Source organism: Pedobacter sp. KBS0701 (assembly GCF_005938645.2).
GTDB lineage: Bacteria > Bacteroidota > Bacteroidia > Sphingobacteriales > Sphingobacteriaceae > Pedobacter.
This window is the reverse complement of sequence record NZ_CP042171.1, coordinates 2,318,414-2,334,053: the sequence shown is the minus strand read 5'-3', so window position 1 is coordinate 2,334,053 and position 15,640 is coordinate 2,318,414. Positions and strand designations below refer to the sequence as shown.

The following is a 15,640-nucleotide window of genomic DNA, read 5'->3' as shown; positions in this document are numbered from 1 at the left end:
AAAATATTTAATATTCCAAGCGAGTAAATAAAATATATAAACAACTGAAATACAGGGCTAAGCAAGTATATAAGAAGAGAAAATAAAAAAGACAAGTGCCATGAGTGAAATCAATACAACATGATAATAATGTCTATTCTGCCAGGGAATAATTTCAATTTTGTTATCCAGCACCAAAGTATAGGGAATTTGTTTGGGGTAAAGCTTCGAAATGGATAACATCAATAAAACAGTAATGATAAAGATGATGGCTAATGTATGCAGGTAGTGCAGTTGGATAGAAAATACCCACTCACTCATTACATAACAGGAAATAAAGAAAAGCATCCCGATTTTAGCGGCAATGGGTGGCATTTTTTTGGTGATAAAGCCTAAAAAGATAATGGTAAAGATGGGGAGACTAAAAATGGCACTGATTTTTTGCAGGTATTCGTAGAAGCCATGCTTCGAAAATATAATGAAAGGCGCAAACACCATAGCAAACAACGATACCGAAATCTGGAAGAGCCGTCCTGTTCTCAACAAACGCTTATCAGACAATACTTTTCCTTTTTTCTCCATAAAAGGTTTATATAAATTTAAGAGAAATAAGGTACTCGAACTGTTAAGTCCGGCGTTAAAAGTGGTGATGGCAGCCCCAAAAAGTACACAAGCCGATAAACCCATTAAAAGTGGCGGCAGTACATCTTTAATAAGCAGCGGAAATACCTGGTTGGTATTGGTTAAAACAGGATAAAGGTGCACTGCGATTAAGCCGGGAATATTGATCAGCAATGGACAAAGTAATTTGGCAAAACAGGTTAATGCAATGCCCTTTTGGCCTTCTTCCAAACTTTTGGCCGCCAGCACCTGCTGAATGATGTATTGTTCCATTCCCCAGTAATAAAGGTTAACGATCAGCATACCGGTAAACAAAGTAGAAAAAGGAACGGCATCATTACTGCGCCCTATCGAATTGAGGTGTTCTTTTTTGGTGGACATTACGGTAGAAAGTCCGCTGAAAAAATCGCCCTGACCCAGATAACGCAAGCCATAATATGGCAGGGCGATAATGAGGATCAGCATACCGGCACTCAATACGGTATCAGAAATGGTAATGGCCTTAAATCCACCCAAAATGGTATAAACCGAACCAATCAGGCCCATAATCCATACAAAAACCCAAATGCTTTCCCAATAAGAAAGGTGAAAACCGGAAAGATCGATCAGGTTACTAAAAGCAACGGCACCACCATAAAGCACCGATGGAAGCAGGTTAATGATATAACTAAACAGAAAAATAACCGAAACCAGCGTTTTAGTCTGTTTATCATAACGTTTCTCCAAAAAATCTGGAATGGTACGGATCCCGGTTTTAAAATAAATGGGAATAAAAAACTCAGAAACGATGATCATAGCAAAAATGGAGGAAATCCCCCAACTAATTACCGACATGTTATTGATGTAAACCGATTCGTTTTCGCCGATAAACTGGTTGGCGCTAATGTTACTAAAAAACAGCGAAGCACCGATAATGATAAAACCATTGGTGCGGTTGGCAAAGAAAAACCCCGTAATGGTTGATCTTTGTGTTTTCCTCGTTTTGAAATAAGAGATGGTCGCGGCCAAAACCGTGAACAGGATAAAACTGATGATGGCCGTTGTTCCCACGCGATGGTGTTAAAGTGAATTTCTTCTGATCAGTTTATTTTCCATTACCTGTTTAATAGGCTTTAAGCTCAGCACAAACTCGGCAGCTAAGCGGCCCATGTGCGCAAAATCGATTGAAAAGGTAGTAATCCCATCAAATATGATCTCTTTAACGTTATCATCGTTATGAGAAAGAATCCCGAGATCTTTACCCACTTTTAAGCCTTTAACCTTAGTATCTTTCAGCATTTCCCAAAGCTCAAGGTTGTGTATGGTAAAATAAACCTTATCCGGTGCAATACTACCTGCCTCGTAATTGTTTTTGATTACTCCGTTGATGTTAAATTCTTTTATAAAACGTTTAAAGGAAATTAATACTTCGTTCGGCTCTGCAGAAGAAGGTTTAAAGAAGAAAACAAATTCCGAAAATTCCTTAATTCTGGGTGCCAGTTCTAAAAAAGCGTTATAAGAAGCCTTTTCAAACTCCTGAACAATATAGGAATAATCGCCTTTCAGTTTTACATAGCGATCTACAATCAATAATTTTTCTTTTGGCAATTGCTCCAAAACTTCTTTGGCCTCGTTACTTTCTATCGGTGCAATTACATATAGCCCATACTGACCTTTGTTGCTGTTTATGATGGACTCGAAAACACTAAAATTGTTGTGGTGAAAATATACATCAACCTGAATGTTATCACCCAGATGATCGCGAAAGTTCTGGTAAAATGTTTCCTGGAAGGTATCGAATGCGTAAATCAGCAAACAAACTTTCAGGTGCTGTTCGGTATCATCAGTAGCTACAAAATAGCCCATCCTGTTTTTCGATTCTAAAATCCCCCTGCTGATCAGTTCTTTATAGGCCTTTCCGATGGTTTCTTTGGCAAAACCGGTTTCCCGCATCATTTCGTTAACCGAAGGCAACATGTCGCCCTTGACAATCAGTTTGTGATTAAGGCCATTAATGATTCCCTGTACAAGTTGTTCGTGTTTAGAGAAAGAATTTATGATGCTCAAATCTTTGATTTCATTGAACAACTTTTCCTTATTCATACAGTAATATTTGGTTTAATCGATTTATTAGCGGTTAATTCGCCCGAAATATATAAATTTAAAAGAGATATATCTGTAAAAATTTTGTCGTTGTGCCTGGTGATGCCACTGAGAAAGATTACGCTAATCATTGAGTATGTCTAATAAGGGAAATAAGTTGTCACGGAGACGCAGATTGACACAGAATATATTTAGAACAATTCTTTCCTTCACTTTGTCATCCTGAGCGTATTCGAAGATCCATTGCCATAGTTTTCTAACAACAAGTATATAATTCAAAGGAACTTTATTCTAACATATAAGTAATTTAAGGTTTATCTAAGCAAATGATCTTTTATCACAGATGAAGACAGATTCTATTGACAGGTTGCGCCGCCGAAATTATTAATTCCAAACACAAATGGTTGATCATCTGTCAGATGGCACCAACTTCGTTTTGTCAATCCTGAGGGTTAATTAAATTGTTTAAAATCAATATGAGTGATGTACAATTGTCTTCTCTTATCCCACGCACGGGCTTGCCTCGGCTCGCCGCCGCCGAAGGCCTCCATCTTTTTGGTGTCAAAAAGACCAGCGAAGCTAGCTTGAATGCCATTGAAAACATAAAGACAAATGAAAAAACAAAAAACACCGACTGAAAATTTTTCTTTCGAAGCTAGTAGGCTGGCTTAAGCAGTGTAGCCCGAAAAATTTGTTAGGCCGGATTTAAGTAGAACGGAGATGCTGTACTATGGCCTAGCTGGATGGAAATGCGAAAGTAGTTAAAATACTGATTAATAATTATTTGTAAAATAACGTCAATTGTAGCGTAATCGAAGGATCCATTGCCGTAGTTTTCTAATAACATGCATACAATCCAAAGGAACTTTATTCTCTAGCCCCTCGCTAATGTATAGTATTCTGTACATAAAAATAGGTAGTATTTATCATTACGTAACTTTTTTGTGAAATAAAATTATTTTGTTAACCTTCTGATAATATGCTGTTTGCGTAATAAACGTGGTGTTTGGCAAGATTTTTTCTTGGTCCATGCAAAACAGTACGATAAAAAAACTGTTAAGACACTAATATTTAAAAATATAATAACATGAATACGAGAATTACAAAATCAACAATGTTGGTTGCATTATTAGGTTTATCATCACAATTGTTTGCCCAGGATACACCAACAACTACGAGTACCACAGGACGTTTCTCTCCTAAAGAATTCCGTACCTGGTCGGTAGGTGTACACGGAGGTTTGCTAACGCCAAGAACTATTTTTGGTAACTCTAACCACCAATTTGAAACTCCAGTAGAACATATCGGTTACGGAGGTTATATTAAAAAACAAATTTTGCCTCAATTAGGTATCCAAGCAGATTTCTTAGCTGGTAAAGTTGAAGAATTAAGAGCGTCTAACGGCGCAGGTGGTTTCATAGCAAACACAGGTTACAAAACCAACATCCAATGGTCTGGAGCTTTATCAGCAGTTTGGAATGTTGCCAACATTAACATCAATAATGAAAATGCGGTAATTATCCCTTACTTGAAAGCGGGTGCAGGTTACATGTCATCTGGCGCTACTACTATGCCGGCTAATACGCAAGACGCAGGTTATTATAGAGAAGGCTGGTTTGTACCAGTAGGTGCCGGTTTTAAATTGGGTGTTGCTAAAGGAATTAATGTAGATTTAGGTTACGATGTAAATTTTGTTAAATCTGCTAAATTTGATGGAGTTAACACAGGTGGTAACGACAGATTTGCTTATGCACACGCAGGTCTGGAATTTGCTTTAGGCAGTAAAGATAAACCTCAGTTACAAAACTACAGCTCATTGGCTAACTTACGTCAACAAAGTGCTGAAGAAAGTGCTGAACTAAGAAGAGCATTATCTACTGCTGAGCAAAACGCACAACGCGATAGAGAACAGTATGCTAAAGACCTTGGCGATGATGATAATGATGGTGTAGCTAACAAATTCGATAAATGCCCTGGAACTGCTTCAGGTACAGTTGTTGATGGTTCTGGTTGCCCAATTAAAGTTCAACGTGAAGTAATTAAAGAGACTAGAGTAATTACTGAAGAAGACCGTAAAGTGGTTAAAGATGCGATTTCTAACTTAGAATTCGATTTAGGTAAATCAACCATCCGTTCTAAATCTTATGCTACTTTAAACCGTGTTGCTGGTTTATTGGTAGAGAAAAACTTTAGCTTAAAATTAGCTGGTCACACTGATAATACTGGTGGTAGAGAGTTAAACTTACGTTTATCTAAAGACAGAGCAGAATCAGTAAAAGCTTACTTGGTATCTCAAGGTGCAAATGCATCAAGAATCGAAGCTACAGGTTATGGACCTGACCAACCAATTGCAACAAACAAAACTGCAGCTGGCCGTCAACAAAATCGTCGTGTAGAGTTTACTTTATACTAATTGTAAATAACGGTTGATGAAAGAGCTCTTCAGATTAATTTCTGAGGAGCTTTTTTTATATTAGAAATCGTCATGATAAACTCGTTTCAGCATCTTTTTTGGTGGAATATACACTGAAATAAATCCGATAGCTATCTGATCAGGGTGACGCCCCGTTATTAAGACAATCCTTTTTTATTCTTATAGGTCATTTTGGCTTTAGTGCCTGCACTATAATTGTAGTTTTTAAGGTTGCTGGCTTTTTTTTCATGAAATGCAGCACCGCGCTCTGAAGATCCATCTTCTTCGGCACCTTTCTTTTTCTTAGGTTTATCAGCAGCATCAACCACTTTTAAATCTTCAGGCAATTCCATGATCTCTAATTTCTGGCCAATAGCCTGTTCAATTTTTTTCACTTCAATCAATTCAATATCGGTAGAAAAAGTAATGGCCACCACATCTTCATCGCCATGCTTAACAATGCGCTGAATTAAGGTTTCTTTCTGCTCTGGCAATTCAAAGTGCAGGATAAAAGGAATTCCTTCAATATTGAGTTCGCCTAAATTCTCATTCGCAACAATTAAAACTCTTGCCTTTGGGTTATCTTTAAAGTCATCAATATCATCATAACCCTTATCATCAAAAAACAGCGAGCGGTAAATGCTAATTTCACCTTCTTTATGCTGATTAAAGTTTTTATAAACTGTTTGTGCAGTTAACCGTGTATTTACAAAAACAACAACTTTATCAAAAACTTCCGTATCGCCTAGTAATAAGATTAACAGATTTAGCTTTGTTCTGAAATTCGGTACCAGATAAAGCATTTGCTGATAAACTTCCGCCTGCTTTTCTCTTATTTCATCAACCTCGATGGTTGTAGTAGAATCTTTCATAAAAGGCGAAATCATGTGGTTTAATTTTTCGTGCATTACCTCGGTAAACACCACATGCTGAGATTTATAAGCACTGTTAGCTAATTCTACAACTGGTAATTGCAGGCCTTTTTTAACAATAAGCTCTGCATTATCAACTATAAATAACTGGATTTTGTTCGTGTTTAATGCCAATTTCAGGTATAAGGCACGTGCACGGTCTGGTACTGCAACAATAATATCACAGCCATCTGTGATTTCATTCATTTGGGTATCAACAGCGCCACGGCTATCAATTCCCAAAATTCTAAATGTACTGTTCCGGTTTAATAATTTAAATTGTTCCAAAACATGATCTACATGTTCTGCGTCTGGCACTAAAATTAAAGCCCTGGGTGCTTCCTCAAAGGCGTATTTCAATTTCATTAAAGTAGCTAAAACATAAGTTGTTGTTTTTCCTGAACCCTCCGGTCCCACCGCTATAACATCTTGTCCACCTAAAATGCGCGACATTGTTCTGGCCTGGATTTCTTTTGGAGTTAAAAATCCCGCATCAGTCATGGCGGCAACAAGTGGTTTACTAAGTTTTAATTTATCTAAAGACACAATTACTATTTTAATGTTGAACTGCAAATATCCTTAAAATAATTAGCTTTTCTGAAATTGAATTTAAAGGCATCGAAATGTATGCCGCCAGCGATTGGTTACTTTAGCACCACTATCTGTTTATTTCTGCAAGTTTTATATCATCTGGAGCTATTTATAAAATTAAAAACAGCTTACATTAAAAAAAATAATTAACTGAAAATGAATATGTTAATGTGTTATTGAAAATAATAACTACTAAATCTATAGATATTATATACTTATTTATATATTTGCTCAGCATTAATCAATAAGAAAAATATGTTGAACTGTTAAAAACTAAAATCATGTCTATTTATTTTCAATATCCTGCTATAGATGAATATCCGGTCTTCACCTATCCGTTAAAAACACAAACTGATGAGCCACAGAATTCGGCAGGGGAAGATAGCTTAAATAAAGAACAGATTTTAGAATTAAGAGATTATTTAGCATTAAGACAGTTATAAATAATGGGCCAGTTGACCGATGGGAAGGTTGGAGTTTCATAAACTTTTTATAATGGTTCGAATCCATTACTAGGCCGCAAAGTGTATCTCATAGCACTTTACCTGATTCTGCTCAATCAGGTAAGATTTGGTTATCTTATATTTGTTTTGTTGTTAGCAAAGGCTATCCGCGATGGGTAGCCTTTACCTTTTTACGTAAATGCTGTCATCTTGAGCACAGCATAGGATCTCGACCAAAGCCCCTACCTTTCGGATATTTAGAAGCGCAGTTTCAGTGCTTATGGTAAAGGTTTGGTCCTGCTGTACACTGCAATCTTTTTGTGAAAATTCGAAAATACAATATAAAAGAACCAAAAAGTATTTTCGTTTCCATCAGGGCTATTTGGCACATACAGCGGTTTAAAGAGCTATCAAATCATTAATAGCGTCAAAAAACTGTGAAGTAATTAATAGATACTTCGCTTCACTCACCTCGAACAGAGCAACGCGAAGTGGAGAGATCTGTCTAGACAGATTTTAATGAGCAGTGGTATCTGATCACCTCGAAAGGACGATAACTTGAGAGAATTTATGCGTAAATTAATGGCCGTCATTCATATTTATTTTTAAACAATAAATTATCACTAAGGCCAACAAAACATTTTTTTCAAAATCTCAAAACATTTTATTTCATTCGTGGTTATCTATATAATTCACATTATACTAATCTTTTACAGATTAATTTGTTTGGTTTAAAAAAGGGATTTATGGATATAAATCCCTTTTCTTTTATGCGAATATTTTAAATCCTATATTAGCATTTACATTCCTATTTTAGATGAACAGAAAACATTTCCTTTCTTCCTTTATCGCGACAGCAACTATACTTCCTGCTTTTAAAACACTCGCAAATACCGTTGAAAACGAAAGTTCATCATTTAAGATCCCTCCTTATTTGAAACCTGGTGATACCATTGGAATAACAAGTCCGGCGGGATATATTACCCTGGAGCAGATCCAGCCTTCAGTTTTACAGATGCAAAGTTGGGGTTTTACCATAAAAATTGGCGATACCATTGGTAAACGCGATTTTACCTATGGCGGTACCGATGATGAAAGGTTAGCGGATTTTCAGAAAATGCTTGATGATCCAACAATTAAAGCCATTATGTGTGCCCGCGGCGGTTATGGTTTTGTACGGATAATCGATAAACTCGATTTCTCTTTGTTCAAAAGAAAGCCGAAATGGATTATTGGCTTTAGTGATATTACCGTTTTACATTGCCATTTGGCCAAAAACTATGGCATTGCCTCTATCCATTCCAAAATGTGCAATAGTTTTCCTGATGATTGGAGTAAAGCCGAACCTATACAGATTGAAACAATTCTATCCATAAAAAATGCTTTGATTGGGGAACAAATGGGCTATACTGCTCCTTCTAACATGAATAACCGGCAAGGAAAAGTTGATGGCATCTTAGTGGGCGGAAACCTGAGTATCATCGAAACTTTGGCAGGAAGTGATTCTGATTTGGATACAAAAGGGAAAATACTCTTCATCGAAGATACTGGCGAATACCTCTACAGCGTTGACAGGATGTTGTGGAACCTAAAACGCAGCGGCAAACTGAAAAACCTAAAGGGATTAATCGTTGGTGGTTTTAAAATCAAACCTGATGATGTTGGCGAAGAATTCGGCAAAACCATTTATGATAGCGTATTAGAAAAAGTAAAGGAATACAATTATCCTGTAGCTTTCAATTTCCCTGTTGGGCACCAACGAAATAATTTCGCCCTAAAATGTGGTGTAAATCACATTTTGATCGTAAACGAAACGGGTTCGGTATTACGGACGATTTAACCTAATTTACCATTCGTATTTTCGTCATCTCGACTGAAACGTAGTGGAATGGAGAGATCTACCTCCATAGATTTAGCTTCGCTGAGCACTTCGTGGTTCTCGGCTGCGTTACCGATGTAAAATCGGTACAGGTAGTACTCCGCTCGAAATGACGAGCTTTATCATGGTCAAAATAACATACAAGCCTACGCTTTCTGTTAAAATTCAAAACTGACTAATCTCAAAGTTTTAATCTTTCGTCGCAGCATTTCCTGCATTGGTCTCAATTTTTAAAATGCGGTCTTAACCGGATATATTTTTGTGTTCAATAGTTCTATAGACACAAAATTTATTCGCCATGAGCAGATACATTAAATATATTGTCGTACTCATTTTGCTTAGTGCGGGCTACAAAACCAAAGCTCAGGATATCCCACAGGTTTGGGATCTGAAAACGGCTATCGAGTATGCCAAAGAAAAAAATATCAGCATCAATACCTTAAAGCTGAGTTCTCAAACGGCTGAGCAAAATTTAATTGCTTCAAAAGCCGCTGTACTCCCAAATTTATCCGGAAATGTTTCACAAGCCATCACCAATTATAAATCCGGTTTGCAAAATACAAGTGGTTTTGGCTTAAGTTCGGATATGACGCTTTACAATGGAAGTTATTTAAAAAACGAAATCAAGTCTAAAGAACTCAGTCTGCAAACGGCAAATCTATCAGTAGAAGCGGCTAAAAATGATATTACCATTTCCATCACCCAAGCTTATCTGAATATTTTATTGGCCAGAGAAAACATCACCTATTTAAAAGATCTGTTAACTACCAGCGAAGCTCAGGTTAAACAATCAGAGCAGCAATTTAAATTTGGAACCATTGCCAAAAAAGACCTTTTGCAGTTGCAGGCCACTTACGCCAATGATAAATATACTTTGGTTACTGCACAGAATACTTTACAGCAAAATATTTTAACTTTAAAACAGCTGTTGCAATTGCCTACAGCTACTCCTTTTGAAGTAAGTGCAACCGATACCGTTGCAGTTGCCCCGGCATTGGACAATTTGGCTTCAGCACAAGATCAAGCCCTGCGTACCCGTCCGGAAATTAAAAGCGGAGAATTGAATATCCAGCTTCAAACTACCGAACTGGCCAAAGCAAAATCAACCTTGCGCCCTACGCTGAGTTTAGGAGGATCGCTAAATGCAGGTTATAACAATAATAATATTGGAGGTTATGGATACCAGTTAAATAATAGCTTTTATCAAAACTTAGGCCTAACACTTTCCATCCCGATTTTTGATAGAAAAGTGACCAAAACAAATGTGGCGAAAGCAAATATTGGTATCGAGCAGGCCCGTTTATCACTTTTAGATGCTAAAACAACTTTGACTCAAAATGTAGAACGGGCTTACATTAATGTACAAAATGCAAATAGCCAGTATGCCGCTGCGCAGGAACAGTTTAAATATACAAGCGAGGCATTAAGGATTTCGAACGCAGCTTTAAAAGAAGGTACCAATAATATTGTAGAGAACCTGCAACAGAAAAATTTATATGTACAGGCATTACAGGCCTTTGTTCAGGCAAAATATACAGCAAGCCTTTATACCAAAATCTATAATTTTTATACGGGAGTTCCTATTACTAACTAAAATACATGATGATGGCTACCGCCTAGTCTACTTAATATTTGAATCATGAAAAAGAAAACAATATTTATTATCATTGGTATCGCAGTTGCATTGTTTGCGGTTTGGTACTTCGCACTGCGTAAAAAAGAACAGGTGGTTGTTCTCGAAACCGAAAAACCTAAAATGGGTTATATTTCCGAAAATGTTACGGCCACAGGAAAGGTGCAGCCAGTCGATACGGTAGCTGTAGGTACCCAGGTTTCGGGAACCATTAAAACGCTATATGCAGATTTTAACTCGAAGGTAAAAAAAGGACAGTTATTGGCAGAATTGGATAAAACCCTGTTTGAGGCTACTGTAAATCAATATCAGGCCAACCTGGTAAGTGCTCAGAGTGCATTGGTTTACCAGCAGGGCAATTTCAGCCGTCAAAGTAACCTGTATAAGGTTGGTGCGGTGAGCAAAGCAGACTATGATAATGCACTATACACCTATAATGCTTCAAAAGCATCGGCGAATAGCATTAAGGCTCAACTCGCTTCTGCTGAAAAGAATCTGTCGCTGGCGAGCATTTATTCTCCCATTGACGGAACCGTGCTTTCAAGGAGTGTTAGTGAAGGAACAACTGTAGCGGCCAGCTTTAGCACACCAACCATTTTCAGTATTGCGAAAGATCTGACTAAAATGCAGGTAGAAGCTTCTGTAGATGAGGCAGATGTAGGGGATATCTCAAAAGGAGAACGAGCGACGTTTACTGTTGATGCTTTTTTAAACGATACTTTTAAAGGAACCATACAAGAAATCAGGTTAAGTCCTTCCATTTCCTCAAATGTAGTTACCTATAAAACCATCATCAATACTTCAAATGATGCGAATAAGTTAAAACCAGGTATGACAGCAAACATCACCATCTTCACTAAAGAGGTAAATAATGCACTGCTTATCCCTACAAAGGCAATAAAATTTGCTCCGGATTCAACTTTAGCGGGTAAATATCAAATGACCTGGGTTAACCCAGACAGGAAACCTGCCGGAGCAGATGAGGCTTATGTTTGGGTACAAAAAAGTCCAAACGAATTGCTGCAGAAGAAAATTAAAACCGGTATAAATGACAATACACATGTTGAAGTTTTGTCTGGATTAGCAGCAGCAGATGTAGTAATTACAGGTTCAAAAAGTATGGGTAAAAGTCAGGCGGCAGCACAAGGTCAATTCAGTCCTTTTATGCCAAAACGCCCGGGCGGTAACAGAAGAAAATAATGGAACAGAAGATATTAGATATACACGATTTAAAACGTGAGTTTGTAATGGGAGATCAAACCGTCAGGGCTTTGAAAGGCATTACTTTTGATATCAAGGCCGGCGAATTTGTAACCATTATGGGCAGTAGCGGCTCGGGTAAAACGACGCTTTTAAACATCCTGGGTTGTTTAGATAAACCTACTGAAGGTAGTTATCTGCTTGATGGTGTTGATGTTAAAAGCTTAAACCGTGACGAATTGGCTGGTTTGCGCAATACCAAAATCGGTTTTGTTTTCCAGGCTTATAACCTTTTGCCCAGAACATCGGCACTGGAGAATGTTGAGTTGCCCTTATTCTACAACAAAACCATCACGGCTCAAGAACGCAAGGAAAGGGCCATTAAATCGCTCGAATCGGTAAAACTTGCCGAGCGGTTTGATCATACCCCGAGTCAGCTTTCCGGGGGGCAACAACAGCGTGTGGCGATTGCCCGGGCTTTGGTTAATCATCCGGTGATGATCTTGGCAGATGAAGCTACCGGAAACCTGGATACCCGAACCTCTTATGAAATTATGGCATTGATGCAGGAATTGAATGCAGAAGGAAAAACCATCGTTTTTGTAACACATGAGCCTGATATCGCTGCTTTTAGTACCAGGACCATTATGCTTCGCGACGGAAAAATCCAAAAGGACAGCATTAACCAAAATCAACGTTCGGCCAAAGAGGCACTTGCCAATTTACCAGAATCGGATGATTACTAATTTGAGAAGATCATGAGCATTATAAATTTATTAAAGATTGCCTTCAGGGCATTAAAAAGAAATAAGCTACGTGCTTTTTTAACCATGCTCGGCATCATTATTGGTGTGGCCGCGGTAATTGCCATGATGGCCATTGGTGAAGGTTCTAAACAAAGTATCAGGTCTTCATTATCAGGAATGGGTTCGAACATGATTACCATAATGCCCCAAAGCAATGAACCTGGTGGTGTGCGTTTACAGGGAAGCAGCATCCAAACCCTAAAACTGGAAGATATTACAGCGATTCAAAAATTACAGTCTAAAAATATAAATGGTTTATCCCCCGTGGTTTCTACCAGCGGACAGGCCATTAAGGGCGGCTATAACTGGCCAACAACCATTACCGGGGTAAGTCCGGAGTATTTGAACATTCGTCAGTTAAAACTCCAGGATGGTATTCTTTTTTCTGAAAATGATGTAAAAAGCTTCGCTAAGGTTTGTTTGTTGGGTAAAACCGTAATCGATAACCTATTTCCTGACGGAAGCAACCCAATCGGGCAAATCATCAGGTTTAAAAATATTCCTTTTCAGGTAATCGGTATTTTAGAGCCAAAAGGGCAGAGTAATTTTGGTCAGGATCAGGACGATATTATCTTAGCTCCCTACACTACCGTACAAAAAAGGATCACCGCAACCAATTATCTACAGAGTATTTATGCTTCTGCAACTACCGAAGCTTCAAGTGCAACTGCCACAACCGAAATATCTGACGCTATAAGAGAAAGCCACAGGTTAACTGCGCCAGAAACTGATGATTTTCAGGTTCGTACACAGGCCGAGTTAATCAGCACCATTAGTTCTACCAGTAGCATGTTAACCGTTCTTTTAACGGCTATTGCAGGTATTTCACTGTTTATCGGTGGTATTGGGATTATGAATATTATGTATGTTTCGGTTACTGAACGTACCCGCGAAATAGGTTTACGTATGTCTATCGGTGCCCGCGGACAAGATGTTTTGATGCAATTTTTAATAGAGGCTATCTTAATCAGTATTACAGGCGGAATTATCGGGGTGATTTTGGGTGTAAGTTCAGCATACCTCATCTCCTATTTTTTGAACTGGCCAATTTTAATTTCAGAATCTTCAATCATTATTTCCTTTGTTGTATGTGCCATTACAGGTGTTTTCTTCGGCTATTATCCAGCTAAAAAAGCCTCTAATTTAGATCCGATTGATGCATTAAGATACGAATAGCGATCAGCACTAGTGCTAAGCGCTCGCGTCATCCCCGCGCAGGTAGGGATCTTAAAGCATTTTAACATGATCCCTGAAATAAATTGGCGTGACAAAAGCGTAAAAACATAATAAATAATAACTTAGCGATGCAAAGCGCCAAAGAAAAAATAATGACAATTAATTTCTCCAAAAAGTGGATAAAAATTACACTCCATATTCTGGTATGGGTGGTTTTGATCACTTTGCCTTATATAATTAATGTTAACCGTAGCCGTCCCCCTCACCCGCTAAGCAGTTACGAAGAAAACCAGTTCCTGCGCTTAAATTTCATCAGTTACTTTTACTGGATTGCTATATTTTATTTAAATCATAAGGTTTTAATTCCATCATTTTTTTATAGAAAGAAATATTTGTGGTATGGTTTATCGTTTATTGGCTGTTTACTTTTGGCCATTACCATTCACTCTATATTATTCAGGATTTTACTGCCTGATTTTGATTTCAACCTCGGCCGTACACTTTGGTTTAATACGCCAACATTTTTGTTGACTATTGCGGCCAGTACGGCTTTTACCATGATTTCTGACCGGATTAACGAAGAGAAAAGAGCTTTGCAGCGCGAACAGGAGAATATGAAAACCGAACTTTCATTTTTACGTTCGCAGATCAGTCCACACTTTATTTTCAATGTTTTAAATAACATTGTGGCATTGGTAAGACTAAAAAGCAATGAATTGGAGCCAACAGTGATGAAATTATCCGGTTTGATGCAATATATGCTTTATGAAACCGATGAGGAAAAGGTGTCCATCAAAACAGAAACCGAATACCTGCAGGCTTATATTGATCTGCAAAAACAGCGTTTCGGTAAAAAGGTAGCGATAGAAACGAACATTAATATTGAAAGCGAGTTTGATGAAATTGAACCTATGTTACTGATCCCGTTTATTGAAAATGCTTTTAAACATGGTGTTGGGATGATCGAAAAACCACAGATCTTTGTTGATTTAAAAACAGAAAATGAACTTTTGACGTTTACTGTCGGGAATAAATATAGTGAAGATGAAAATGAGGTAAAAGATGCTGCATCAGGCATTGGCCTTGCAAATGTAAGCAGAAGGTTAAATTTACTTTATGGCAAAGAACATCAGCTGGAAATTGAGAAAAAAGATGGCTGGTTTAATGTTTACCTCACTTTAAAATTAACAGTATGATAAGATGTTTAGCCATTGATGATGAGCCTTTAGCCCTGCAATTACTGGCTGACAACATTAGCCGTATTCCTTTTTTAGAATTGGTAGCCAGTTGTGATGATGCGTTTGCTGCCAATAGAATTATGCAGGAACAATCGATAGACCTGATTTTTATCGACATCCAGATGCCAGGCATTACGGGTTTACAGTTTATACAAAGTTTGATTAAAAAGCCAATGGTAATTATAGTAACCGCCTATAAACAATATGCACTGGATGGTTTTGCACTCGATGTAGTGGATTATTTAATGAAACCGGTATCGCTCGATCGTTTTATGAAAGCCTGTAATAAAGCAAAAGATCTTTACGAACTTAAACAATCAGCAGAACATAACAACCTACCCAAACAGGATTATATGTTTGTAAACGTTGGCTACAGCTTGATGAAGATCAATTTTAATGAGATTACCTACGTAGAAGGACTCAAAGATTATATCCAGATCCATATATCAACCAGTCCAAAAGCCGCGGTAGTGCGTATGAGTATGAAAAGTATAGAAGAACAACTGCCCGCTTATTTCGAAAGAATCCACAAATCATTTATCGTAAATATCAATCAAATAACATCGATTAGAAAAAACGCTTTATTTATTGACGATAAGGAATTGCCGGTAAGCGATAGCTATAAACAGGTAATTGAAAAGTTATTAAAATAAAAGCATTTATCCTGT

Annotated in this window: 13 protein-coding genes; 10 read left to right on the top strand and 3 right to left on the bottom strand. The window is 37.7% G+C overall.

The window, feature by feature from the left end; all coding sequences use genetic code 11:
• Positions 1-57: 57 nt before the first annotated feature.
• Positions 58-1,650, bottom strand: a complete 1,593-nt coding sequence (locus tag FFJ24_RS09180; RefSeq protein ID WP_138821221.1) for a solute:sodium symporter family transporter — start codon at positions 1,648-1,650, stop codon at positions 58-60.
• A 9-nt stretch (positions 1,651-1,659) separates the two neighbouring features.
• On the bottom strand, positions 1,660-2,682 hold the full coding sequence (locus FFJ24_RS09175; protein WP_138821220.1) for a GntR family transcriptional regulator: 1,023 nt from the start codon (positions 2,680-2,682) through the stop codon (positions 1,660-1,662).
• A gap of 476 nt (positions 2,683-3,158) precedes the next feature.
• Between FFJ24_RS09175 and FFJ24_RS26040 the strand changes: the two genes are divergently transcribed.
• A complete protein-coding gene (locus FFJ24_RS26040) occupies positions 3,159-3,320 on the top strand; it encodes a hypothetical protein (protein WP_168202426.1) in 162 nt (53 codons plus the stop codon).
• Positions 3,321-3,769: 449 nt separating this feature from the next.
• Positions 3,770-5,095: an OmpA family protein gene (locus FFJ24_RS09170; protein WP_138821219.1), complete on the top strand. Its 1,326-nt coding sequence runs from the start codon at positions 3,770-3,772 to the stop codon at positions 5,093-5,095.
• A 158-nt stretch (positions 5,096-5,253) separates the two neighbouring features.
• Here the strand turns inward: FFJ24_RS09170 and FFJ24_RS09165 are convergent, their stop codons facing one another.
• Complete coding sequence (locus FFJ24_RS09165) at positions 5,254-6,552, bottom strand: DEAD/DEAH box helicase (protein WP_138821218.1); 1,299 nt, start codon at positions 6,550-6,552, stop codon at positions 5,254-5,256.
• 326 nt (positions 6,553-6,878) lie between these two features.
• On the opposite strand from FFJ24_RS09165, the gene FFJ24_RS26035 reads away from it, so the two are divergent.
• The 8 genes from FFJ24_RS26035 (at position 6,879) to FFJ24_RS09130 (ending at position 15,625) form a co-directional block, all read left to right on the top strand.
• Entirely contained in the window at positions 6,879-7,040 is a 162-nt protein-coding gene (locus FFJ24_RS26035) for a hypothetical protein (protein ID WP_168202425.1), read from the top strand.
• Positions 7,041-7,857: 817 nt separating this feature from the next.
• Positions 7,858-8,880 (top strand): LD-carboxypeptidase, encoded by a 1,023-nt coding sequence (locus FFJ24_RS09160; RefSeq protein ID WP_138821217.1) that lies wholly within the window; start codon positions 7,858-7,860, stop codon positions 8,878-8,880.
• Between the two features lie 337 nt (positions 8,881-9,217).
• Positions 9,218-10,513 carry a TolC family protein gene (locus FFJ24_RS09155; protein ID WP_138821216.1) on the top strand — a complete coding sequence of 432 codons (1,296 nt, stop codon included), beginning with the start codon at positions 9,218-9,220 and terminating at the stop codon, positions 10,511-10,513.
• A 45-nt stretch (positions 10,514-10,558) separates the two neighbouring features.
• Entirely contained in the window at positions 10,559-11,752 is a 1,194-nt protein-coding gene (locus FFJ24_RS09150) for an efflux RND transporter periplasmic adaptor subunit (protein ID WP_168202424.1), read from the top strand.
• Positions 11,752-12,498, top strand: coding sequence for an ABC transporter ATP-binding protein (locus FFJ24_RS09145; protein WP_138821214.1), 747 nt, complete (start codon positions 11,752-11,754; stop codon positions 12,496-12,498). Before FFJ24_RS09150 ends, FFJ24_RS09145 begins: the two co-directional genes overlap by 1 nt.
• A 12-nt stretch (positions 12,499-12,510) precedes the next feature.
• Positions 12,511-13,734 carry an ABC transporter permease gene (locus FFJ24_RS09140; RefSeq protein ID WP_138821213.1) on the top strand — a complete coding sequence of 408 codons (1,224 nt, stop codon included), beginning with the start codon at positions 12,511-12,513 and terminating at the stop codon, positions 13,732-13,734.
• A gap of 152 nt (positions 13,735-13,886) precedes the next feature.
• A complete protein-coding gene (locus FFJ24_RS09135) occupies positions 13,887-14,930 on the top strand; it encodes a sensor histidine kinase (RefSeq protein ID WP_168202423.1) in 1,044 nt (347 codons plus the stop codon).
• On the top strand, positions 14,927-15,625 hold the full coding sequence (locus FFJ24_RS09130) for a LytTR family DNA-binding domain-containing protein (RefSeq protein ID WP_138821211.1): 699 nt from the start codon (positions 14,927-14,929) through the stop codon (positions 15,623-15,625). The genes FFJ24_RS09135 and FFJ24_RS09130 overlap by 4 nt, the downstream gene beginning before the upstream one ends.
• Positions 15,626-15,640 lie beyond the last annotated feature (15 nt).

Coding starts and splice junctions, on each gene's coding strand:
- FFJ24_RS09160 (WP_138821217.1), top strand. CDS start 7,858: ATGAACAGAAAACATTTCCTTTCTTCCTTTATCGCGACAGCAACTATA.
- FFJ24_RS09140 (WP_138821213.1), top strand. CDS start 12,511: ATGAGCATTATAAATTTATTAAAGATTGCCTTCAGGGCATTAAAAAGA.
- FFJ24_RS09145 (WP_138821214.1), top strand. CDS start 11,752: ATGGAACAGAAGATATTAGATATACACGATTTAAAACGTGAGTTTGTA.
- FFJ24_RS09170 (WP_138821219.1), top strand. CDS start 3,770: ATGAATACGAGAATTACAAAATCAACAATGTTGGTTGCATTATTAGGT.
- FFJ24_RS09155 (WP_138821216.1), top strand. CDS start 9,218: ATGAGCAGATACATTAAATATATTGTCGTACTCATTTTGCTTAGTGCG.
- FFJ24_RS09135 (WP_168202423.1), top strand. CDS start 13,887: ATGACAATTAATTTCTCCAAAAAGTGGATAAAAATTACACTCCATATT.
- FFJ24_RS09175 (WP_138821220.1), bottom strand. CDS start 2,682: ATGAATAAGGAAAAGTTGTTCAATGAAATCAAAGATTTGAGCATCATA.
- FFJ24_RS09130 (WP_138821211.1), top strand. CDS start 14,927: ATGATAAGATGTTTAGCCATTGATGATGAGCCTTTAGCCCTGCAATTA.
- FFJ24_RS26035 (WP_168202425.1), top strand. CDS start 6,879: ATGTCTATTTATTTTCAATATCCTGCTATAGATGAATATCCGGTCTTC.
- FFJ24_RS09150 (WP_168202424.1), top strand. CDS start 10,559: ATGAAAAAGAAAACAATATTTATTATCATTGGTATCGCAGTTGCATTG.
- FFJ24_RS26040 (WP_168202426.1), top strand. CDS start 3,159: ATGAGTGATGTACAATTGTCTTCTCTTATCCCACGCACGGGCTTGCCT.